Below are 22,380 nucleotides of genomic sequence, written 5' to 3' on the forward strand. Positions count from 1 at the left end.
GAGCGGCGGGGAGGCCGGGTCGTTCCTCGCCGACCGCTCCGCGTCCGCGCGGATGGAGACGCCCGTGAGGCCGGGTAGTCTTCGGGCATGACCGAGATGCCCGTCTTCACGATCCCTCCGGCATCCGCGCACGGCCTCGCCTTCGCCCTGGACTGCGCGCGCGCCGAAGCGGGTGCGCGCTCCTGGATCGCCCGATTCGAGGACGCTGCGCGGATGAGCGAGTCCGAACGATCCGGGCGGGCGGTCCTCGCCGCCGCCCACGGAGCCGCGGGTGCGCAGGGCGGCGCGGGCGAGAGCCTCGTCGCCGCGGGGAGCGAACTCGACGAGGCGCTGGGCTCCCTCGCGGCCCGCGACGATGAACTCGCCGGGATCGTTCTCCTCTGCGCGGATCCGGAAGGATCCGGGCCGCTCAGGGCCTGGCACCGAAGCGCCTGGGAGGCGGGGTACGCTCCCCGGATCCTGCGGCCCGATGAACGGGGGCTCGCGCTGACGCGGGCGTGCCGTCTTGCGATCGTCGAGGGAGGGCTCGGGTGCGAGCTCATCGAGGACCTGTGCGGGCGGGGCCTCCAGGTGATCCGGGACGAGTCCGCTGAGGACGGGCATCCGCGTTTCGCGGATTCGGGAATAGTGGCGCATCGCATCTCCCGGGCGCATCGGGCCTTCTTTGAGTCGGGGGGCGGCGTGCCTTCGCCGGGGGACGGGCCGGGACCCCTGCTCCGGGACGTGTCGCCGCTCTTGCACCGCGCCATGGACCTCCTGGGCGATCCGGCTCCCGCTCCGAGGACCCTGAACGCCTCGCCACCGCCGCTTCGGGGCATCGGGGCCTCGGCGCAGTTGATCGCCTCCGTCCCCGACGCCTCAGGGCCCGCCATCACTCGCGAGCCGATCGCATCGGGCGGGCTGTGGAGGATCTCGGCGCGCCTGGACGCCGCGACCAGCCGCGGGCTGCTCGCCCTCGTTGCCGCAGTCGCGCATCTGGCGCCCCCGCATCCCGAAATGCCCGACGGGGTCGAGTGCGCGCGTCGATCCGGGGCGCTGCTCCTCTTCAATCATGCCGATCGCGCGCGCGAGCTCTCGGCGATCATCGGCCGTGACGCCGTTTCGGGATCGGAGTGCACGGGGCATGCGCTCCTGGGACCGGCCTCGGCGATGCTCGTCGTCGGGGCGGGCGAAGATCCTCGGAGGCGGGCATGATGGACGCCATGCCCCTACCTCGGAACTCCGCCCGGCTCTCGCGGATCGACATCCGCGCCCTCCCCTCGCACGTGCGCGCGGTCCTCGGGGGCATCGACGAGGTCCTCGTCTACGATCTCGCGATGAACGTCCGCTTCCGCCGGGTGACGAGCCGGGACGGCCTCCTGCTCCACGGGGAGTCCGGCTGGGCGGAGGCCGCTCCTTTCTGGGATTACGATCCGGCCGAGTCCTCGACGTGGCTCGAGGGGGCGATCGATGCGGCCTCCTCGCCGGGGCCCCGTCTTCACCGCGATGCGGTCCCCGTGAATGTGACGATCCCGGTGGTCTCCGCCGAATCGGCGCGGGATCGCGTCATCCGATCGCGGGGCTGTGCGACCGCCAAGGTGAAGGTCGCCGATCCGGGAGCGCGTCTCGAGGACGACGCTGAACGGGTGCGCGCGGTTGCCCGGGCGCTCGCCGAGACGGTCGGGGATGAGGGCCGCGTCCGAGTGGATGCGAACGCGGCGTGGACGGCGGATGAGGCGATCGCCGCGATCGAGCTCCTCGACGAGGCGGCCGAGGCGGTGGGCGGTCTTCAGTACGTGGAGCAGCCCTGCGCGAGCGTCGAGGAGCTCGCGCGGGTGCGTCGCGCGGTTCGGGCTCCCATCGCCGCCGACGAGTCCATTCGCCGCGCTTCGGATCCCGTGGCGGTCGCGCGCGCGGGCGCCGCCGATGTCGCGGTCATCAAGATCGCTCCGCTCGGCGGGATCCGCAGGGCTTTGAGGATCGGGGAGGAGACGGGCCTGCGACTGGTCGTCTCCTCCGCCCTCGAATCCTCGATCGGCCTCCAGGTCGCAGTCCGCGCCGCCGCGTCGATCCCCGGGGAGGTCCTCGCCTGCGGGCTCGCGACCGCCTCTTTCCTCGCCTCCGATGTCGTCGCCGAGCCCGTGCGGGTCGAGGCCGGCTCGCTGCCCCTTCGCGAGCTCGAGCCCGATCTGCGACTCCTCGCCTCGCCGGTCGATGAGGCCCTTCGCGCGCGCTGGATCGATCGCCTCGACGCCATGGCCGTACACCTCGGGGAGCGCCGATGAGTCATCCCTCCGAACTGCTCGCCCGCTTGCTGCTCTCCGCCTTGATCTCGGCGGGGGTGCGCGACGTCGTCTACTGCCCCGGTTCGCGATCGGCGCCGCTCGCCTATGCGCTGGCGGCCGCGGTCGACGCCGGCCTCGTCCGCGCCCATGTCCGCCTCGACGAGCGTTCGGCCTGCTTCCTCGCGGTCGGATTGTCGAGGGCGGGCCGGCGAGACGACTCGTCCCCCGACGATCCTGCTCTCAGGCGCCGTCCGGCGCCGGTCGCGATCGTCACGACCTCCGGGGGAGCGGTTGCGGAACTGCACGCGGGAGTCGCCGAGGCCCATCATTCGCGCCTTCCCCTGATCGTGGTGAGCGCGGATCGGCCCGCGGAGATGCAAGGGGTGGGAGCATCCCAGACGACGACGCAGGCGGGGATCTTCGGGCCGCATGCGCGCGCCTGCCTCGATCTGCCCGCCGACTCCCCGCCCGGTCCGGGTCTGGTCTCGCGCATCGGGCGCGTCCTCGCCCGCGCCCAGGGGCTGCCCTCGGGGAGCGCGGGCCCCGTTCAGATCAACATCGCCTTCCGGGATCCCCTCACGCCCCGGGGGGGCTCGATCGCGGCTCCCCCCTTCTCCTTGGAGGGGTCCGCGCCCGCGCGCGTGCATCCGAGCCCGCCCGTTCCGCTCGAATGGGAGCAGGCGGTCGAAGGCGGTCTGCGCACGGTCATCATCGCCGGTGACGCCGCTGATCCCGAGGCGTCGCGCTGGGCCGCGGCGGCGCGGCTCCCGATCCTCGCCGAGCCCACCAGCGGCCTCGCCTTCGATGAGCTCCGTATCCCCTTCGAGCAGTCGCTCCTCGAATCCGGGCTGGCCGAGCGGATCGAACAGGTCATCGTCACGGGCAGGCCGACGCTGTCGCGGCCCGTATCGGCCCTCCTCGCCCGTCGGGATCTGCGGATCATCGTCGTGGATCCGACGAATGAATGGACCGACGTCGCGGGAGCCGCGGCTCTCGTCGTGCCCGCGCTCGCGGCGCCGCCCGCAGATCCGGACGGGCGGATCCCGGACGGCTCCTGGCTCGAGCAGTGGCGCGCCCTCGCCCGATCCGCGGGTGAAAGGATCGGAGGCGTCCTCGACGCCGCCCCCCTGAGCGTCCTTCATGCGGCCCGGACCGTGTGGTCCGCCGATTCCCGGACGCTCTTCCTGGGGGCCTCCAACTCGGTGCGCGCCGCCGATCTGGTCGGAGAGCGCGGTCGCCCCCGTCGGGTCGTCTCCAACCGCGGGCTCGCGGGCATCGACGGGACGATCGCCAGCGCCATGGGCCTCGCCCTCGGCACCGGGGAGCCGGTCACCGCCCTCATGGGCGATCTGTCCTTCTTCCACGACGCCGGCGCGCTCGCCGTCCCCGCGGATGAGCCGACGCCCGATCTCCTCATCCTCGTCGCCGATGACGGGGGCGGCGGCATCTTCCGGGGATTGGAGCACGGGCGCTCGGAGAACGCCCCGACTTTCGGCCGCTGGTTCGCCACCCCTCAGCCCACCTCGATCGAGGGGCTCGCCCGGGCGCACGGGCTCGCCTACCGGGAGGCGTCGACGCGCGAAGAGCTGCGCGCTCTTCTCGACCGCGCCCCGCGGGGCGTCGTCGTGTGCAGGATCGTCTGCTCGCGCCCCGATGAGCTCCAGGACGTGAAGAAGGCGGCACAGGGCCTCGGCCTTCACAGCAAACGTACAGATCAGATTCAGTAACAGGGAAGCCAAGGCCTGCACACTGGTGTCATCAGCCACGATCGGCCGCTTGGAAAGAAGGAGTCTATGAGCGACACGCAATCGGATCCCTACGAGGGGCAGCGTCCCGGAGCTCCGCAGGTCCCGACACCGGAACCCGAGGCGGGCGCAGAGGAATCCACGCGGATCCTTCCCCCGAATGATCAGCCCGGAGAATCGCTTCCCCTCGGCCCCGAGGCCGCCCCCGCGGTCGAGGCGGCCGCCGCGCAGGATCGGACGGCGCCGATGAGCCCCGCCTGCGATGAGGGCGCGACGCGAGCGCCCCTTGCGGACGAGACGACGCCGATGACGGCCGCCTCGGCGCCTGCTGAGGCGCAGGCGCCGCATGGCGCGCAGGCCTTCCACGGCGCGCAGGCCCCGGCTGAGGCGCAGGCGCCCCGGGCCTGGATGCCGTCCGCGGCCCCCGGGGGCCGCGGACCTCAGGGCCCGTCGGCCTGGACCGGCGCGCCTGAGGGGGCGCAGCAGATGCCCTCGGCCGTTGTCGCGCCCCCATCGACGAAGAAGGCGAAGCACGGGCCGAGCTGGTTCGCCCTGATCGTCTCGATGATCCTGACCGCGGCGATCACCCTCTCCGCCTCCTGGGCACTCATGCAGACCCGCTCCACCGCGCGCTCCGTGCCGGTGCCGTCGACCTCCCAAGGGGCGACGACGGTTACTCCGGTGACCTCCAGCGGGGACAGCCCCGATTGGCAGGCCGTCGCCTCCACGGTCTCGCCGGCCGTCGTCACGATCGGCGTCCAGTCCTCCTCGAGCTCCGGAGTCGGCTCCGGCGTCGTCTACAACGCCAACGGCGACATCGTGACGAACTACCACGTCATCTCGCCCGCCCTCGACGGTCAGGGGAAGATCACCGTGACCCTCGCGGATTCTCGCCTCTACGAGGCGGAGATCGTCGGCACCGATCAGACGACGGACCTCGCCGTCATCCGATTGACCAACCCCCCGGCGGATCTCACGGTCGCGACATTCGGTTCCTCATCCGACCTCGCCGTCGGCCAGGAGGTCATGGCGGTCGGAGCGCCGCTCGGCCTGTCGAATACGGTGACGACCGGTGTGATCTCGGCTCTCAACAGGCCCGTCGAGGTGTCCAACACCGACTCGGGATCGACGCCGAGCGACCCGAATGATCCTTTCGGTCAGCTGCCCCAGCTCCAGAACCGTTCGACGAGCTCCTCGGATTCGGTCATCACGAATGCGATCCAGGTGGACGCGTCGATCAACCCGGGCAACTCCGGCGGCCCGCTCTTCGACTCGAGCGGCAGGGTCATCGGCATCAACTCCTCGATCGCTTCGAACTCGGGGTCCTCGGGACAGGCCGGTTCGATCGGCCTCGGCTTCGCGATCCCCGTCGATCTGGTCTCCTCGGTCGCCGACCAGCTGATCGCCACCGGCTCGGCCGATCACGCCGTGCTCGGCGTGACGGTCCAGTCGGCGACGGCCGAGCTCGACGGCGCAGCGGTCGCGGGCGCGAAGATCGTCGACGTGACCGCCGGAGGCGGGGCGGACAAGGCCGGCCTGAAGGTCGATGACGTCGTCGTCGCCGTCGACGGTGAGACCGTCTCCTCCTCGAAGCAGCTCACCGGTTACGTCAGGCGCTACAAGGGCGGGGACGAAGTCACGGTCGCCTACGTGCGCAACGGCCAGAAGTACGAGGTGTCGGCGACCCTCACCTCCCAGCAGGGCTGAGCGCCGGGCTTGAGCGGCTGTGGGCCCGTCCGCGTGCGGACGGGCCCACAGCCGTTGCCGGTCCCGGGACCGGCAACGGGACGGGCCGCAAATGGCGGGGGGGGGACTCGGAGCCCGCGCTCCGAGTCCCCCCGCCGTCATGCGCATCGATGGGGGAGCGCGCTCTTCGGGGACGGCGCCGCGGCGTCGTCCCGGCATCGCTGTCGGCACGAGCGCCGGGCGGCTCAGGAAAGCGGATCCACCCCGAGCGCGTCGAGGAGCGGCCTCATCTTCCGGCGGGTCTCGACCAGCTCGTCCGAGGGGTCCGAATCCGGCATGATCCCGGCACCGGCGAACACCCGGAGCGCACGGCCCTCGTCTTCGAGACGACCGCAGCGCAGCGCGATGCAGAATTCGCCCTCGCCCTCGGCGTCGACCCAACCGACCGGCCCCGAGTAGCGGCCGCGCTCGGTCCTCTCGAGCTCTTCGAGGAGGGCGAGCGCTGCTTCGCGCGGGGTTCCGCAGACGGCTGCGGTCGGATGCAGCGCCGCGACGGCATCGAGCAGCGTGAGGCCTCCGAGAGCCGCGTCGACGTCAGTCGCCAGGTGCGCGACATTGGGCAGATCGAGGATGAAGGGATCGCCCGGCTCGCGGAGCGACTCGACGAGGGGGGCGAGGGCATTCGTCACGGATTCGACGGCGATCTCGTGCTCGCGCAGGTTCTTCGAGGACTTCAAAAGCTCCGCTCCGCGCCCCGCGGGGGCGGTTCCGGCCAGGACGCGCGAACGGAGGCGCCCTCCGGCGGCAGAGGCGAGCATCTCCGGCGAGGCTCCGATGAGTCCGTCGACCGCGAAGCGCCAGGTCGACGGGTAGAGCTCGTCGAGGCGCGCGAGGAGGAACCTCGGGTCGATCGCCGCATCGGCGCGAAGGAGCATGTCGCGCGTCATCACGGCTTTGGAGGCCTCGCCCGCGACGAGGCGGTCGACGAGCTCTGCCACCGACTCGGTCCATTCGGCCTGGGTCATCCGCCCGATCTCCGTGCGCACATTCCGGGAGGGGAGAGGGCGTCCGCGCCGGCCGCGGTCGAGGAGCTCCAGCGGATCCGGAGCCCGGTCGATCCCCGTCGAGACGGCCCAGCGCGAACCGCCCTCGTCGATGACGAGGATCTCGGGGACGATGAGCGTCGAGGACGCGTCCGCCGAGAACCCGAAGGAACCGAAGGCGGTCAGCCGGTTCGGCGCCGAGGGCGGCCGATCGATCCGCGCCCGCTTGCGGATCGCCTCCCACCAGCGTCCCGCATCGGCGATGGCGCCCTCCCCGGCGCCGGTCCAGGCAGCGGAGGCGCCCCAGCCAACCATCGAGCGCCGGAACCCCAGCCAGGTGAGCGGCGGGGCATCGGCCGGCAGGAGGTCGAGGAGGGGCGTCGATTCCCACCGCGTGTCCTCGAGAGAGGTGATGCGCGCGCGGAGCTGCGCGTTCGCGGAGGCGTCGATCTGCATGGCGGACAGTCTACCCGCGCCATCGCTCCCCGCCCCGGGCGGGGGAGCCGCCGGAAGGGGAGGCGGCGACGGCGGAGGGGGATCGCGGTGGGGCGGGCGGCCGGTGAGGCCCCGTGCGCGGGAGCGTGGGAGGATGGGGGCATGATGCACGGAGCAGCCGGCGCGGTGCGCGCCGATCTCAGCAAGTCGACGACCGATGTCGCGGCGATGTTCGACCGCGTGGCCAAGCGCTACGACCTCATGGACGCCGTCATGACGGGCGGGATGGATCATGTGTGGATGGCGGCGCTGCGCAAGGCCGTCGATCCGCGTCCCGGCGAGCGGATCCTCGACCTCGCCGCGGGCACGGGTGCTTCTTCGGCCGTGCTGGCCCGGGCCGGCGCCGAGGTTGTGGCCTGCGATCTTTCGGAGGGCATGATCGCCGTCGGGCGCGAGCGCCACCCCGATATCGAGTTCGTGCTGGGCGACGCGCTCGACCTGCAATTCGAGGAGGCCTCCTTCGACGCGGTGACGATCTCGTGGGGCCTGCGCAACATCCCGGATCCCGAGAAGGCCCTGCGTGAAATGGCGAGGGTCGTACGCCCCCGGGGCAGGCTCGTGGTCTGCGAGTTCTCGACGCCGCCGAATCCGGCCTTCCGCAGGGTGTACGAGCTGTACCAGTCGACCGTGATGCCGCTGCTCGCCACGCTGATGTCCTCGAACGGCGCGGCGTACGACTACCTCGTCGAATCGATCAGGGAGTGGCCCGATCAGGAGGCGGTCGGCCGGATGATCGCGGCGAACGGATGGTCGAAGGTCGAATACCGGGATCTGACCGGCGGCATCGCCGCCCTGCATCGCGCCGTGAAGCCGCTCCCCGCGTGAGGCGGCGGCCTCGACCCCGAATAAAGAACCTGTCTCCTTTTCTAAATCGCGGAGGAGGATGGGGGGCTCAGGCGGAAGAAGCCGCGTGAATACCCGTCTGGCGACCCCCGGGCGATGCGACGCGTTACGCTATCGATTCGGATCGCGGTGCAGTGCACACCGCTCCGGAATGCACACTTGCGCAGACGCGTGCTGCGCTCATCACGGGAGGACGCTTCGTGGCTGATGAGCTGACCGGCGACATCCGCGCCGCCGTCATCGTCGTCGGCGCGGGCCCGGCGGGGGCCTCCACCGCCTACCACCTCGCCTCCCTCGGAATCGACGTCCTCGTCCTGGAAAAAGGCGAATTCCCGCGCGACAAGATCTGCGGCGACGGGCTCACGCCCGCAGCCGTGCACGAACTCGTCCTCATGGGCGTGAACACCGATGGCTGGAACCGCAACCGCGGCCTGCGCGTCATCGGCGGCGGGCACACGGTCGAACTCGATTGGCCGGACCAGAAGTCCCTGCCCGGCTACGGGATGACCCGCGCGCGCATCACCCTCGACCATGAACTCATCACCCGCGCCGTCGACGCCGGCGCCCGCCTCATCGAAGGCGCCACCGTCACCGGCGCCCTTCAGGACCCGACCGGCCGCGTCATCGGCGTGACCGCGAAGATCGGCAAGGGCGCGAGGGCCCGCATCGTCGAGGTCCGCGCGGACCTCGTCGCCGACTGCGGGGGCGTCGCCGCGCGCCTGGCGACCTCGCTGGGCATCGAGAAGAAGCCGGACCGGCCGATGGGCGTCGCCGCGCGCGCCTACTTCCGCTCGCCACGCGGGGATGAGGACTTCATGGAGTCCCACCTCGAACTGTGGAGCGGGCGGCCCGGCGAATCCGATCTCCTGCCCGGATACGGCTGGATCTTCCCGATGGGCGACGGCGTCGTCAATGTTGGTCTCGGATCGGTCGCCTCCACGGCGAACGCCACGAACCTCCCCTACAAGAAGGTCTTCGAGACCTGGATGCGCAACGTCCCCGAGGAATGGGGATTCACCGAGGCGAACCAGATCGGCCCGCTCCGCTCGGCCGCGCTGCCGATGAGCTTCAACCGCTCCCCGCACTACACCTGCGGGCTCGTCCTCATCGGCGACGCCGGCGGCATGGTGTCCCCCTTCAACGGCGAGGGCATCGCGCCCGCCCTCAAAGCGGGGCGCTTCGCCGCCCAATGCATCGCACAGGCCCTCAGCCGCGCGGACCGGGCGGGCGTCGACCGCGCAATGAGCGAATACCCCGAGATGCTCGAAGCCGAGTACGGCGGCTACTACCAGCTCGGCCGCGTCTTCGTGTCCCTCATCGAGAACCCGCGGATCATGCGCCTGTGCACGACGAAGGGCCTGCCGATCCCGCGCCTCATGACATTCGTCCACAAGCTCTTGTCGGACGGGTACGAACGCGCCGGGGGAGACCTCGACGACCGCATCATCACCGCGCTCACCCGTCTGGTGCCGTCGGCATGAACGGACGGCGAATCGATCGATCCATGGAGGAACGATGACGAATCCCTACTTCCCGCTGCTCATCATGGCCGCGGCCGCCCTCGTGCTCGCCTTCGGCGGCCTCGTGGCCTCCGCCATCCTCGGGCCGACGAAGAAGTCGAAGGTGAAGGCGGACAACTACGAGTGCGGGATCGAACCGACCTCCGCGCACCTGCACGAAGGGCGCTTCCCCGTGCGCTACTACCTCGTCGCGATGACCTTCATCATCTTCGACATCGAGGTCGTCTTCATGTACCCGTGGGCCGTGAGCTTCGACCACCTCGGCCTCTTCGGGCTGATCGCCATGCTCACCTTCATCGCGCTCATCACCGTGCCCTACGTCTACGAGTGGCGTCGCGGCGGACTGGATTACTGAGGGACTGGGAGGAACACCAATGGGTCTTGAAGAGAGCCTGCCCGCGGGCATCGCCCTGACGAGCGTCGAGAAGGTCCTCGGCCTCGCGCGCAAGTACAGCCAGTGGCCCGTTACCATGGGCCTGGCCTGCTGCGCGATCGAGATGATGGCCGCCGGCACCCCGCGCTTCGACATGTCGCGCTTCGGGCTCGAGGTCTTCCGCGCTTCGCCCCGCCACTCCGACCTGATGATCGTGTCCGGCCGCGTCTCCCACAAGATGGCCCCGGTCATCCGTCGCGTCTACGACTCGATGCCGGAACCGAAGTGGGTCATCTCGATGGGCGCCTGCGCCTCCTCGGGCGGTATGTTCAACAACTACGCGGTTGTCCAGGGATGCGATCACATCGTCCCCGTCGACGTGTACCTCCCCGGATGCCCGCCCCGTCCCGAGGCGCTCATCCACGCGATCCTCACCCTCCGTGAGCAGATCGGCAAGGAGCCCCTCGGAGTCAACCGTCGTGAGATCGCGCGCAAGGCCGAGCAGGCGGCCCTCGCGGCGACCCCGACCCACCGGATGAAGGGACTCCTCGCATGAGCGACGCGCTCGAAACGACCGGCGGAGCCGAGGCGGCCGCCGTGAATAGGGCCTTCGGCGCCCCCGAACCCATGACCCGCCGTGAGGGCATGTTCCCCGACACCTCCGGCTTCGGCGGACTCGTCACCGAGAGCTTCCTCCCCGGCGAATCGCAGCGCCCCTACGGCGGCTGGTTCGACACCGTCGTCGACGTCCTCGAAGAGCTCATCGCCGCCGATGGTCTCGAGGCCTCCGACGTCATCGAGAAGGTCGTCGTCGACCGCGGCGAACTCACGATCTTCATCGTCCGCGACCACATCGCCCGCGTCGCCAAGCACCTGCGCGACGACGCCGACCTCCGCTTCGAGATGTGCCTGGGCACGAACGGCGCCCACTACCCCGGTGATGCGGGGCGCGAGCTCCACGCGATCTACCCGCTCCTGTCCATCACCCACAACCGCATGATCAGGCTCGAGGTCACCTGTCCGGACGCGGATCCGCACATCCCCACGATCGTCCCCGTCTACCCCGCCAACGACTGGCAGGAGCGCGAGACCTGGGACCTGATCGGCATCGTCTTCGACGGGCACCCCTCGCTGACCAGGACTGCCATGCCCGACGACTGGGTGGGCCACCCCCAGCGCAAGGACTACCCGCTCGGCGGCGTTCCCGTCGAATACAAGGGCGCCACCGTTCCGCCCGCCGACACGCGGAGGTCGTACAACTGATGAGCACCCCGAACTTCCACGCCGCGACCGGCGCCCCCATCGACGCCGACGAGATCCCCGAGGTCATGACCCAGGGCGGCGACTGGGCCGACGTCCTCAACGAGATCGAGAAGATCTCCTCGGAGCGCATCGTCGTCAACATGGGCCCCGTCCACCCCTCGACCCACGGCGTCCTGCGCCTCATCCTCGAACTTGACGGGGAGACGGTCCGCGAGACCCGCGTCGACACCGGCTACCTCCACACCGGTATCGAGAAGACGATGGAGTACCGCACCTGGACGCAGGGAACGACGCTGTGCACCCGCATGGACTACGTCGCCCCCTTCTTCCAGGAGGTCGCCTACTGCCTCGCCGTCGAGAAGCTCCTCGGCATCACCGACGAGGTCCCCGAGCGCGCCTGCCTCATCCGCGTGCTCATGATGGAGCTCAACCGCATCGCCTCCCACCTCGTCGCGATCGGCTCGACCGGCAATGAGATGGGCGCGACGACGCTCATGACGATCGCCTTCCGCGGACGCGAGGAGATCCTGAGGATCTTCGAGCGGATCACGGGCCTGCGCATGAACCACGCCTACATCCGACCGGGCGGCGTCGCCCAGGACATCGGCGAGGGCACGGTCGACTACATCCGTGAGCTCCTCCCCAAGGCGCGCCGCGACATCGGCGAGCTCGAGGACATCACGAAGGAGAACCCGATCTTCAAGAAGCGCCTGTGCGACGTGGCGGTCATGCCGCTGTCGGCCCTCATGGCGCTCGGCACCACCGGACCGGGCGTGCGCGCCGCGGGCCTTCCCCTCGACTTGCGCAAGTCGCAGCCGTACTGCGGCTACGAGCAGTTCGAGTTCGACGTCCCCGTGCGCGACAAGTCCGACGTGTTCAACCGCACGATGGTCCGCTTCGACGAGTGCTACCAGTCCCTGCGGATCATCTACCAGGTGCTCGATCGCCTCGACGCCACCGAGGGCGCGCCCGTCATGGTCGCCGACCCGCACATCGCCTGGCCCGCGCAGCTGTCGGTGGCCGCCGACGGCCAGGGCAACTCCTTCGAGCACATCCGCGAGATCATGGGCACCTCGATGGAGTCGCTCATCCACCACTTCAAGCTCGTCACCGAGGGTTTCACCGTCCCGGCCGGGCAGGTCTACCAGACCGTCGAGCACGCGAAGGGCATCCTCGGCGTGCACCTCGTCTCCGACGGGGGGACCCGCCCCTTCAGGGCGCACTTCAGGGATCCCTCCTTCGCGAATCTCCAGTCCCTGGCCATGATGACCGAGGGCGGCCAGCTGGCCGACGTCGTCGTCTCCTTGGCCGCCATCGATCCGGTCCTGGGAGGCGTCGACCGATGAGCTTTGCCCCCGAAATTGAAGCCCGCCTGCGGGCGGATTCCGCTGAGATCATCTCGCGCTACCCGAGCGGTCACGCCCGCTCGGCGATGCTGCCGATGCTCCACCTCGTCCAGTCGGTCGACGGTTACGTGAGCCCGGACGGCATCGCCCTCATCGCCGAGATCCTCGGGGTCTCGCGCGCCGAGGTGAGCGCCGTGGCGACCTTCTACACCCAGTACAAGCGCCATCCCAACGGGGACTACCTCGTGGGCGTGTGCACGAACGCCCTGTGCGCGGTCATGGGCGGTGACGACATCTGGGACGCCGTCTCCGAACGCCTGGGCGTCGGCTCGGATGAGACGAGCGAGTCCGGCAGGATCACCCTCGAACGCATCGAGTGCAACGCGGCCTGCGACTACGCGCCGGTCGTGATGGTGAACTGGGAGTTCTTCGACAATCAGAGCCCCCAGTCCGCGCTCGCCCTCGTGGAGGACATCGAGGCGGGCCGTCCGGTGCGCCCGACGCGCGGCGCCGAGGTCGCACCGACCTTCAAGGAGGTCGAGCGCACGCTGGCGGGCTTCCTCGACGGCCATGAGAACGAGGGCCCCTCCGCGGGCGAGCCGAGCCTCCTGGGATTGAGGCTCGCCGCCGCCAAGGGCTGGACCGAGCCGGTCGCCGTCGATTCGCCGAGCGACCAGGGCGACATCACCGAGGGGGGCGAGCAGGCATGACGTCATTCGCTGCACCGGGGGTTCTCACCCCGATCGTCTCGAAGGGCTGGGACGAGGAGCGCTCCTGGACCCTCGAGTCCTATCTCAATCGCGGGGGCTACGAGGGCCTCAAGCGGGCGAACACGATGGAGGCGGCCGACATCGTCGCCGAGGTGAAGGACTCGGGTCTGCGCGGCCGAGGCGGCGCGGGCTTCCCGACCGGCCTGAAGTGGTCCTTCCTCCCGCCCGACGACGGGCTGCCCCGCTATCTCGTCGTGAACGCCGACGAGTCCGAGCCGGGCACCTGCAAGGACATCCCGACGATCATGGCGAATCCGCACATCCTCGTCGAGGGCGTGGCGATCACGAGCCGCGCGATCAACTGCAAGCACGCCTTCATCTACCTGCGCGGCGAGGTCGTGCACGTGTACCGCCGCCTCCTCGCGGCGATCAAGGAGGCGAGCGAGGCGGGCATCCTCGCAGACCTGAAGATCACCGCGCACGCGGGCGCCGGCGCCTACATCTGCGGCGAGGAGTCGGCCCTGCTCGACTCCCTCGAGGGCCGCCGCGGCCATCCGCGCATCAAACCGCCCTTCCCCGCGGTCGCGGGCCTGTACGCGCGTCCGACGGTTGTGAACAACGTCGAGTCGGTCTGCCAGGTGACGGGCATCTTCCGCAAGTCCGCGCAGTGGTACGCGTCGATGGGCACCGAGAAGTCGAAGGGCCACGGCCTCTTCTCGATCTCGGGTCATGTGAAGAACCCGGGCCAGTTCGAAGCCCCCTTCGGCATCACGATGCGCGAGCTCATCGAGATGGCGGGCGGGATCCGCGAGGGCCACACCCTCAAGTTCTGGACTCCGGGCGGGTCCTCGACTCCGCTGTTCACCGAGGCCGAGCTGGATACGCCGCTCGATTACGAGTCGGTGGGGGCCGTGGGCTCGATGCTCGCGACCCGCGCCCTGCAGGTCTTCGACGAGACCACCTCGGTGGTCCGCGTCATCGCCCGATGGGCCGAGTTCTACCAGCACGAGTCCTGCGGCAAGTGCACCCCGTGCCGCGAGGGCACCTACTGGATCAAGCAGATCATGTTCCGCCTCGAGAAGGGCCAGGGCCTTCCCGGCGACGTCGATCTCCTCGACGAGATCGCGCACAACATCGCGGGCCGCAGCTTCTGCCCCCTGGGTGATGCGGCGGCGACGCCGATCATGTCCGGTATCAAGCGCTTCCGCGAGGAGTTCGAGGCGGGCCTGACCACGCCCGCCCGGGAGCTCTTCCCCTATGAGGCATCCGCCGTCTACGCGCGAGGAGGTGTCCGATGAGCGACGCTCCCCAGTTGATCGACGTCACCATCGACGACGTCCAGGTGAGCGTCCCCGCGGGCACGCTCGTCATCAGAGCCGCAGAGAAGGTCGGGATCCGCATCCCGCGGTTCTGCGATCATCCGTTGCTCAAGCCGGTGGCCGCGTGCCGCCAGTGCCTCGTCGAGGTCGGCATGCCCGACCGCAACACCGGTGAGCTCCGCTTCATGCCCAAGCCGCAGCCGGCCTGCGCGCAGACGGTCGCGCCCGGCATGGTGGTCAAGACGCAGTTCACCTCCGAGGTGGCCGAGCGCGCCCAGAAGGGCGTCATGGAGTTCCTCCTCATCAACCATCCGCTCGACTGCCCGATCTGCGACAAGGGCGGCGAGTGCCCCCTGCAGAACCAGGCGATGACCGAGGGGCGCGCGACCTCGCGCTTCGCCGATGCGAAGCGCAGCTACCGCAAGCCCCTGCGCCTCACCAGCCACATCCTCCTCGACCGCGACCGCTGCATCCTGTGCCAGCGCTGCGTGCGCTTCGGCAAGGAGATCTCCGGTGACGTCTTCATCGATCTTCAGGGCCGCGGCGGCGGCACCGCGCCGACGGACGATCACTACTTCATGGCGGAGCAGATCGGCGGCTTCGACACCTCGACCCTCGATTACCACGATCCGAAGGCGAAGGAGCTCGGCACGGCGGGCATCTGCGGCCCCTACGGCGAGGCCGGGATCATCGGCTCGGTGAACGAGGGCGAACTCGGGCCCGTCGATCGCGATCAGTCGGGACGCGCCTTCGCCTCGTACTTCTCGGGCAACATCGTCCAGATCTGCCCGGTGGGCGCGCTCACCGCATCCTCGTACCGCTTCCGCGCACGCCCCTTCGACCTCGTATCGACCGCCTCGGTCACCGAGCACGACGCTTCGGGTTCTGCGATCCGCGTCGACATCCGCCGCGGCGAGGTCGTGCGCCGGATGGCGGGCAACGACCCCGAGGTGAACGAGGAGTGGATCACCGACAAGGACCGCTTCGCCTTCGAGTGGGACAAGGAGTCCCGTCTGAAGACCCCGCTGGTCCGCGTCGACGGGGAACTCGTCCCGACCTCCTGGTCGGACGCCCTCGACCGCGTCCGCGCCGGTCTCCAGGAGGCCTCGGGCGAGGTCGGCTTCCTCCCCGGCGGCCGCCTGTCCTTCGAGGACGCCTGGGCGTGGGGCAAGTTCGCCCGCACGGTCGTGGGTTCGGATTCCATCGACTTCCGCTCGCGTCCTGGTTCGGAGGAGGAGCGCTCCTTCCTCGCCTCCCGTGTCGCGGGCTCCGGTCTGGGCGTCACCTACTCCGATGTCGAGAAGGCCGGCCGCGTCCTCCTCGTGGCGCTCGAGCCCGAGGACGAGGTCGGTGCGCTCTTCCTGCGCCTGCGCAAGGGCGTGCGCGCCGGGACCGTCAAGGTGTCGACGATCGCCCCCTTCACCTCCAGGGGTTCCGCGAAGCTTTCGGCGGAGCTCCTGCGGGCCGCTCCGGGCACCGAGGCCGAGGTCGTCGCCTCGATCGACGCCGGGGGCGCGAACGCCGTGCTCGCCGCATCGCTCGAGGGCGGGATCATCCTCGTCGGCGAGCGGGCCATGGCCGCTCCGGGCCTCCTCAGCGCCGTCGTCGATCTCGCCGAGCGCACGGGCGCGAGGCTCCAGTGGGTCCCGCGCCGCTCCGGCGATCGCGGCGCCCTCGAGGCGGGCCTGCTGCCCGGCCTCCTCCCCTTCGGCCGTCCTCTCGGCGACGAGTCCGCCCGGGCCTCCCTCGGATGGGAGGGCCTGCCCTCGGCTCGTGGACGCGATGCGGCGCTCCAGCTCGCGGGCGCCCTCGACGGAAGCGTCGGCGCCCTGGTCGTGGGCGGCGTCGACGTCCGAGACTTCGAGGATCCGGCCGGCGCCCTGCGCGCGCTGGAAGCCGTCCCCTTCCTCGTCTCCCTCGAGGTCCGCTCCTCCGAGGTCACCGAGCTCGCCGACGTGGTCCTTCCCGTCGCGCCGCCGCTGGAGAAGAACGGCACCTTCATCGACTGGGAGGGCCGTCTGCGCCCCTTCGGCCAGGCGGTGTCGGCGCGCTCGCTCACCGATCGCGACGTGTTCGCCAAGCTCGCCGAGGAATTCGGCGTCGACTTGGGCGTCACGACCTTGACGGATCTGTATGACGAGGTGAACCCGCTCATCAGCTGGGACGGCGCGCGTGAGGTCTTCGCCGCGGGCACCGCCCCCTCGCCGACCGCGGTCGGCGAGGGCCAGGCGATCCTCGCGACGCACAAGCCGATGCTCGACGCGGGACGCCTGCAGGACGGCGCCCCCTGGCTCTCCGGTGCGGCGCGCAGGCCCGTCGCCCTCGTGTCGGCCGCGACCCTCGAGGCGCTCGGCCTCGCCTCCGGCGCCGAACTGGTCCTCGCCACCGAGCGCGGAACAGTCGCACTGCCCGCGCAGATCGCGGACCTGCCCGACCGTGTCGTGTGGGTGCCCGAGTGCTCGAGCGGTTCCCTCGTCCATCAGTCACTCGGCACCGCCGGTACCGTCGTGGCTCTCAGCGCCACTGGGGAGGTGGCCCGGTGAATCTTCTGCTCGCCGCGGTGCCCGATTACACCGCTTCCGACTTCTCCGAGGAGACGTGGTGGCTGACGCTCATCAAAGCGGTCTTCATCATCGTCTTCCTCATCCTCAACGTGCTCCTCGCCCTGTGGGTCGAGCGTCGAGGCCTCGGCCGCATGCAGACCCGTCCCGGCCCGAACGTCGCCGGCCCCCTGGGACTGCTCCAGGCGATCGCCGACGCGGGCAAGCTCCTCTTCAAGGAGGACATGTGGACGAGGCGCTCCGATAAGTTCCTCTACTTCCTTGCCCCCGCGATCGCGGCCTTCTCGGCCTTCAGCGTGTTCGCGGTCATCCCGATGGGCCCGAACGTCAACCTCTTCGGGCACTCGAGCCCGCTCCAGCTGGCGGACATGCCGGTCGCGACGCTCTACATCCTCGCGATCACCTCGCTCGGCCTGTACGGCGTGGTCCTCGGCGGATGGTCGACCCGCTCGACGCTCCCGCTCTACGGCGCGGTGCGCTCCTCCGCCCAGGTGATCTCCTACGAGCTCGCGATGGGCATGGCGCTCGTCTCGGTCTTCCTCATGTCGGGGACCATGTCGACCTCGCAGATCGTCGCCGCTCAGGGCCGGGTCTGGTGGGTCGTCCCGCTCATCCCCGCGTTCATCGTGTACTGCATCAGCGCGACGGGCGAGGTCAACCGCCTCCCCTTCGACCTGCCCGAGGCCGAGGGCGAACTCGTCGCCGGTCACATGACCGAGTACTCCTCGATGAAGTTCGGCTGGTACTACCTGTCCGAGTACGTCAACATGCTCAACGTCTCGGCGGTCGCGACGACGATGTTCCTCGGCGGATGGCACGCTCCGTGGCCCTTCTCCCACGTCGCCTTCCTCAACGACGGCTGGTGGGGCATGCTGTGGTTCTTCCTCAAGATGTGGTTCTTCATGTTCCTCCTCATCTGGACCCGCGCCACGCTCCTGCGCTTCCGCTACGACCAGTTCATGACGCTCGGATGGAAGTGGCTCATGCCGATCGCCCTGGTCTGGATCGTGGCCGTCGCGATCATCCGCGGCATTACGGCGTGGGTCGAGGTCTCCCTGCCGGTCCTCGGCCTGGCGATCGTCGTCGTCTTCGCCCTCGCGATGCTCGTCATGTGGGTGACCGACAAGGGCGAGCCGGAGCCCGCGACGAACCCCGCCGATGAGGAGTACACCGGCTTCGCCGACGGATTCCCCGTTCCGCCTCTGCCGGGCCAGCAGCCCGTCACCTCGCCCCGGGCGCCCCGGGCGCCGATCGAAGCGACCGCCTCGAAGGAGGGAAGCGATGAGTAAGAAGTCCCCCGACAAGGACGCTCCGATGCGTTTCGAACACGATCCGAAGGGGCCGATCGCGGAGTTCTTCGCGCCCGTCGCCGGTTACGGCGTCACGATCTCGTCCTTCTTCAGGCCGACGGTCACCGAGCAGTACCCGCGCGAACCCGCCCGCGTCCAGCCGAGGTTCCACGGCCGTCACCGTCTCAACCGCTACGCGGACGGCCTGGAGAAGTGCATCGGCTGCGAGCTGTGCGCGTGGGCCTGCCCGGCCGATGCGATCCTCGTCGAGGCCGCGTCGAACACCCCCGAGGCCCAGTACTCGCCGGGCGAGCGCTTCGGGAACGTCTACCAGATCAACTACCTGCGCTGCATCTTCTGCGGAATGTGCATCGAGGCGTGCCCGACCCGGGCCCTGACGATGAGCAACGACTTCGAGCTCGCCGTGTACGACCGCGCCTCCGACATCTACGAGAAGCAGGATCTTCTCGCCCCGCTGGCCGAAGGCATGCTCGCCCCGCCCCACCCGATGGTCGAGGGCCTGTCCGACGGCGACTACTACCGCGGTGAGGTCACCGCTCCGACCCGCGAGCAGATCGCGTGGGTGAAGGAGCGCAGGCCTGAGGACGCGAGCCTCGCCTCCGCCGAATCCGCCGCCAAGGAGGTGCGTCGATGAATCTGTCGAGCAACTGGCCAGCGATGGCCTCGACGGGCGAAGCGGTGCTCTTCACGTGCACGGCGATCTTCATGATCGCCTGCGCGCTCGGAGTCCTCTTCTTCAAGAAGGCCGCGTACTCGGCGATCTGCATGGTCGGCGTCATGCTGGGACTCGCGGTGCTCTACATCGCGCAGTCCGCGCCCTTCCTCGGCATCGTCCAGATCGTCGTCTACACCGGCGCGATCATGATGCTCTTCCTCTTCGTCATCATGATGATCGGCATCGGCGCGACCGACGACTACGCGACGCAGTCGCGCGGCACGATCGTCGCGGCCGTCCTCGGGGGCCTCGGCCTGGTCGTCGTCCTGGTCGCCGTCATCGGCCGCACGACGGTCGCCGGACTCATGACGGGCGCCGAGGCCGATCCCTACTCCGATGAGCCGATCACCTCCCTCGCCGAGACGCTCTTCTCCGAGCACTGGCTGACGATGGAGATCTCCGGCGCCCTCCTCATCACGGCGGCGATCGGCGCGATGCTGCTGACCCACACGGACCGCCTCGGCCCGAAGATCACCCAGGAGGAGACCGCCAAGGCCAAGATGCGCGCCTTCGCCGAGTCGGGGCGCCGCATCGGCCAGCTCCCCGCTCCGGGCGTGTACGCGCACTCGAACGCGGCGGACGTCCCCGCGATCTCGGGCGAGACCCTCGCCCCGGTCCCCGAGTCCGTGCCCCGCGTGATCCGCGTGCGCGGCCTCGAGCGCTCCCTGGATCAGATCGATCACGAGGTCGCCCAGTCCCTCATGCTCGCGCGCAACGGCGATGTCATCGATTCGCCCTTCGCCCCCGAGGCCTCCGCGGCCGTCCCGCGTTCGGGATCCTGGGGCATGCCCGGTCCGGCCGCTCCGACCGGCCTCGATCAGCCGCTCGCGCCCGCCGTCGACGAGGCCGAGGGCCTTGCGACCGTCCAGGAGGAGGAGAAGTGAGTCTGTCCTGGTACATCGTCCTCGCGGGGGTGCTCTTCGCGATCGGCGCAGTCACCGTCCTCGTGCGCCGCTCGGCGATCATCTCGCTCATGGGCGTCGAGCTCATGCTCAATTCCGCGAACCTCGTGTTCGTGACCTTCGCGAGGCTCCTCGGCGATGTGAACGGCGAGATCATGGCCTTCTTCGTCATGATCGTCGCCGCCGCTGAGGTCGTCGTCGGCCTGGCGATCATCGTGTCCATCTTCAAGTCGCGCTCGACCACGAGCGTTGACGACGTCAACCTGCTCAAGCACTGAGGGAGGAAGAAGAATGTTCGCATCCCTCGCGCTGCTCGGAGCCGAAGGCTCCGCCGCCGTCGAGCCCGTTGCCGCGACGGGCGCCGCATCGTGGGCATGGCTCATGATCGCCGTGCCGCTCGCGTCCTTCGCCGTACTCATCCTGGCGGGACGCAGGTCGGATCGTTGGGGTCATCTCCTGGCCACCTGCGCCTCCTGGTTCTCCTTCATCGTGGGCGCCGTCATCGTCGCCCAGATGCTCGGGGCCGATGAATCCTCCCGCCGGATGACCTCGACCCTGTTCTCCTGGATCCCCGCGGGCGATTTCAAGATCGACTTCGGAACGCTCGTCGATCCGCTGTCGATGACCTTCGTGGTCCTCGTAACCTTCGTCGGTTCGCTCATCCACGTGTACGCCATCGCCTACATGGAGCACGACGCCGACCGCAGGCGCTTCTTCGCCTACCTCAACCTCTTCATCGCCGCGATGCTCACCCTCGTCCTTGCGGACTCCTACGCGGTGCTCTTCGTCGGCTGGGAGGGCGTGGGCCTGGCCTCTTACCTACTCATCGGTTTCTGGAACCACGTGCCCGCCAACGCCTCCGCGGCGAACAAGGCCTTCATCATGAACCGCGTCGGCGACATGGGCATGCTGGCCGCGATGATGGCGATGGTCGCGAACTTCAACTCGGTGCGCTTCGCCGATGTCAGCGCCCAGGTCGGCGCGATCCCGACCGCCCAGGCGACCGCGATCGGCCTCTTCCTCCTCGTGGCCGCCTGCGGCAAGTCGGCCCAGTTCCCGCTGCAGGCCTGGCTCGGCGACGCGATGGCGGGCCCGACCCCGGTGTCGGCGCTCATCCACGCGGCGACGATGGTCACCGCGGGCGTCTACCTCGTCGTCCGCTCCGGAGCCGTGTACGTGGCGGCTCCGGCCGCAGCGACCGCCGTCGCGATCATCGGCGCGATCACACTCCTCTTCGGGGCGATCGTCGGTTCCGCGAAGGACGACATGAAGAAGGTCCTCGCGGCCTCGACGATGTCGCAGATTGGCTACATGATGCTCGGCGCGGGCCTCGGCCCGATCGGCTGGGCCTTCGCGATCTTCCACCTGTTCACCCACGGCTTCTTCAAGGCCCTCATGTTCCTCGGCGCGGGCTCGGTCATGCACGGCATGGCCGACCAGGTCAACATGCGCCGCTTCGGCGCGCTGCGGACCGCCATGAAGATCACCTGGGCGACCTTCATGATGGGCTGGCTCGCGATCCTCGGCGTCCCGCCCTTCTCCGGGTTCTGGTCGAAGGACAAGATCATCGAAGCGGCCTTCGCCGCGCACACCTTCGGCGGCGCTGAAGCCCCGTGGATGGGCTGGGTCCTCGGGCTCGTCGCCCTCTTCGGCGCGGGGCTGACCGCCTTCTACATGTCGCGCCTGTTCTTCATGACCTTCCACGGAACCGCCAGGTGGACCACGCAGGCCGAGGGCGCGCCCGTGCACCCGCACGAGTCCGGACCGCTCATGACCGTTCCGATGATCGTCCTCGCCCTCGGCGCGATCCTCATCGGCGGACTCATGTCGATCGGCGACTTCTTCACGCACTGGCTCGCGCCGGCCATCGGCGGCGTCGAGCACGCCGAACCTGTTCTTCCGGTCGTCGTCATCCAGGTCGCGACCCTCGTCCTCGTCCTCCTCGGCGCGTGGATCGCCTGGCGGCGCTACGGCGCGGTCGAGGTGCCGAAGGCGGTGCCCGCGGGCAGCGCCCTCACCGAGGCCGCTCGCAAGGATCTCTACCAGGACGAAGTCAACGGGACGCTCTTCATCGCGCCTGCGGCCGCCCTCGCGAAGGGAGCGGCTCTGGGCGATGCGAAGGCCGTCGACGGGATCGTCTCCGGCGTCGCGAAGGGCTCGTCGGCGCTGGGCAAGCTCATCGGCGCGACCCAGACCGGCTACGTGAGGACCTACGCGGCCTACATCCTCGGGGGCGCCCTCTGCGCCCTCGCCATCGTGCTCGGCTTCAGGCTGTGAGGTAGTTC

19 protein-coding genes are annotated in these 22,380 nt (G+C 69.7%); 18 read left to right on the forward strand and 1 reads right to left on the reverse strand.

Features of this window, described 5'->3' with window-relative positions; translation table 11 throughout:
- Window positions 1-87: 87 nt before the first annotated feature.
- From HD592_RS02905 to HD592_RS02920, 4 genes are all read left to right on the forward strand, one after another.
- The gene (locus HD592_RS02905) at window positions 88-1,194 is read left to right on the forward strand and encodes a hypothetical protein (protein ID WP_184451765.1); all 1,107 of its coding nucleotides are present in this window, start codon (window positions 88-90) and stop codon (window positions 1,192-1,194) included.
- Window positions 1,194-2,264, forward strand: coding sequence for an o-succinylbenzoate synthase (locus HD592_RS02910; RefSeq protein WP_407822463.1), 1,071 nt, complete (start codon window positions 1,194-1,196; stop codon window positions 2,262-2,264). The genes HD592_RS02905 and HD592_RS02910 overlap by 1 nt, the downstream gene beginning before the upstream one ends.
- Entirely contained in the window at window positions 2,261-3,991 is a 1,731-nt protein-coding gene (gene menD / locus HD592_RS02915; protein WP_184451767.1) for a 2-succinyl-5-enolpyruvyl-6-hydroxy-3-cyclohexene-1-carboxylic-acid synthase, read from the forward strand. Before HD592_RS02910 ends, menD begins: the two co-directional genes overlap by 4 nt.
- A 66-nt stretch (window positions 3,992-4,057) precedes the next feature.
- Window positions 4,058-5,716, forward strand: a complete 1,659-nt coding sequence (locus HD592_RS02920) for a S1C family serine protease (protein WP_246429973.1) — start codon at window positions 4,058-4,060, stop codon at window positions 5,714-5,716.
- A gap of 224 nt (window positions 5,717-5,940) precedes the next feature.
- Here HD592_RS02920 and HD592_RS02925 read toward each other — a convergent pair whose 3' ends face one another.
- Entirely contained in the window at window positions 5,941-7,194 is a 1,254-nt protein-coding gene (locus HD592_RS02925; protein ID WP_184451769.1) for an isochorismate synthase, read from the reverse strand.
- A 141-nt stretch (window positions 7,195-7,335) separates the two neighbouring features.
- Here HD592_RS02925 and HD592_RS02930 point away from each other — a divergent pair, with 141 nt between their 5' ends.
- The 14 genes from HD592_RS02930 to nuoL all read left to right on the forward strand — a co-directional run bounded on the left by HD592_RS02930 (window position 7,336) and on the right by nuoL (window position 22,372).
- Complete coding sequence (locus HD592_RS02930) at window positions 7,336-8,058, forward strand: class I SAM-dependent methyltransferase (RefSeq protein ID WP_184451770.1); 723 nt, start codon at window positions 7,336-7,338, stop codon at window positions 8,056-8,058.
- A 218-nt stretch (window positions 8,059-8,276) separates the two neighbouring features.
- Window positions 8,277-9,557, forward strand: a complete 1,281-nt coding sequence (locus HD592_RS02935; protein ID WP_343058719.1) for a geranylgeranyl reductase family protein — start codon at window positions 8,277-8,279, stop codon at window positions 9,555-9,557.
- Window positions 9,558-9,591: 34 nt separating this feature from the next.
- On the forward strand, window positions 9,592-9,951 hold the full coding sequence (locus HD592_RS02940) for an NADH-quinone oxidoreductase subunit A (RefSeq protein WP_154475179.1): 360 nt from the start codon (window positions 9,592-9,594) through the stop codon (window positions 9,949-9,951).
- Between the two features lie 19 nt (window positions 9,952-9,970).
- Window positions 9,971-10,525, forward strand: a complete 555-nt coding sequence (locus HD592_RS02945) for an NADH-quinone oxidoreductase subunit B (RefSeq protein WP_154475178.1) — start codon at window positions 9,971-9,973, stop codon at window positions 10,523-10,525.
- Window positions 10,522-11,232 (forward strand): NADH-quinone oxidoreductase subunit C, encoded by a 711-nt coding sequence (locus HD592_RS02950; RefSeq protein ID WP_184451772.1) that lies wholly within the window; start codon window positions 10,522-10,524, stop codon window positions 11,230-11,232. Before HD592_RS02945 ends, HD592_RS02950 begins: the two co-directional genes overlap by 4 nt.
- A complete protein-coding gene (locus HD592_RS02955; protein ID WP_184451774.1) occupies window positions 11,232-12,578 on the forward strand; it encodes an NADH-quinone oxidoreductase subunit D in 1,347 nt (448 codons plus the stop codon). Before HD592_RS02950 ends, HD592_RS02955 begins: the two co-directional genes overlap by 1 nt.
- Window positions 12,575-13,288, forward strand: a complete 714-nt coding sequence (gene nuoE, locus HD592_RS02960; protein ID WP_184451776.1) for an NADH-quinone oxidoreductase subunit NuoE — start codon at window positions 12,575-12,577, stop codon at window positions 13,286-13,288. Before HD592_RS02955 ends, nuoE begins: the two co-directional genes overlap by 4 nt.
- Window positions 13,285-14,586: an NADH-quinone oxidoreductase subunit NuoF gene (nuoF, locus tag HD592_RS02965; RefSeq protein WP_184451778.1), complete on the forward strand. Its 1,302-nt coding sequence runs from the start codon at window positions 13,285-13,287 to the stop codon at window positions 14,584-14,586. The genes nuoE and nuoF overlap by 4 nt, the downstream gene beginning before the upstream one ends.
- A complete protein-coding gene (locus HD592_RS02970) occupies window positions 14,583-17,150 on the forward strand; it encodes an NADH-quinone oxidoreductase subunit G (RefSeq protein ID WP_184451780.1) in 2,568 nt (855 codons plus the stop codon). Before nuoF ends, HD592_RS02970 begins: the two co-directional genes overlap by 4 nt.
- Complete coding sequence (nuoH, locus tag HD592_RS02975) at window positions 17,147-18,457, forward strand: NADH-quinone oxidoreductase subunit NuoH (RefSeq protein ID WP_184451782.1); 1,311 nt, start codon at window positions 17,147-17,149, stop codon at window positions 18,455-18,457. Before HD592_RS02970 ends, nuoH begins: the two co-directional genes overlap by 4 nt.
- A complete protein-coding gene (gene nuoI, locus HD592_RS02980) occupies window positions 18,450-19,112 on the forward strand; it encodes an NADH-quinone oxidoreductase subunit NuoI (RefSeq protein WP_184451784.1) in 663 nt (220 codons plus the stop codon). The genes nuoH and nuoI overlap by 8 nt, the downstream gene beginning before the upstream one ends.
- Window positions 19,109-20,077, forward strand: coding sequence for an NADH-quinone oxidoreductase subunit J (locus HD592_RS02985; RefSeq protein ID WP_184451786.1), 969 nt, complete (start codon window positions 19,109-19,111; stop codon window positions 20,075-20,077). Before nuoI ends, HD592_RS02985 begins: the two co-directional genes overlap by 4 nt.
- On the forward strand, window positions 20,074-20,373 hold the full coding sequence (gene nuoK, locus HD592_RS02990; protein ID WP_184451788.1) for an NADH-quinone oxidoreductase subunit NuoK: 300 nt from the start codon (window positions 20,074-20,076) through the stop codon (window positions 20,371-20,373). The genes HD592_RS02985 and nuoK overlap by 4 nt, the downstream gene beginning before the upstream one ends.
- A gap of 13 nt (window positions 20,374-20,386) precedes the next feature.
- Entirely contained in the window at window positions 20,387-22,372 is a 1,986-nt protein-coding gene (gene nuoL, locus HD592_RS02995) for an NADH-quinone oxidoreductase subunit L (protein WP_184451790.1), read from the forward strand.
- Window positions 22,373-22,380 lie beyond the last annotated feature (8 nt).

Origin of the sequence: Schaalia hyovaginalis, assembly GCF_014208035.1 — a bacterium.
Taxonomy (GTDB): domain Bacteria; phylum Actinomycetota; class Actinomycetes; order Actinomycetales; family Actinomycetaceae; genus Pauljensenia; species Pauljensenia hyovaginalis.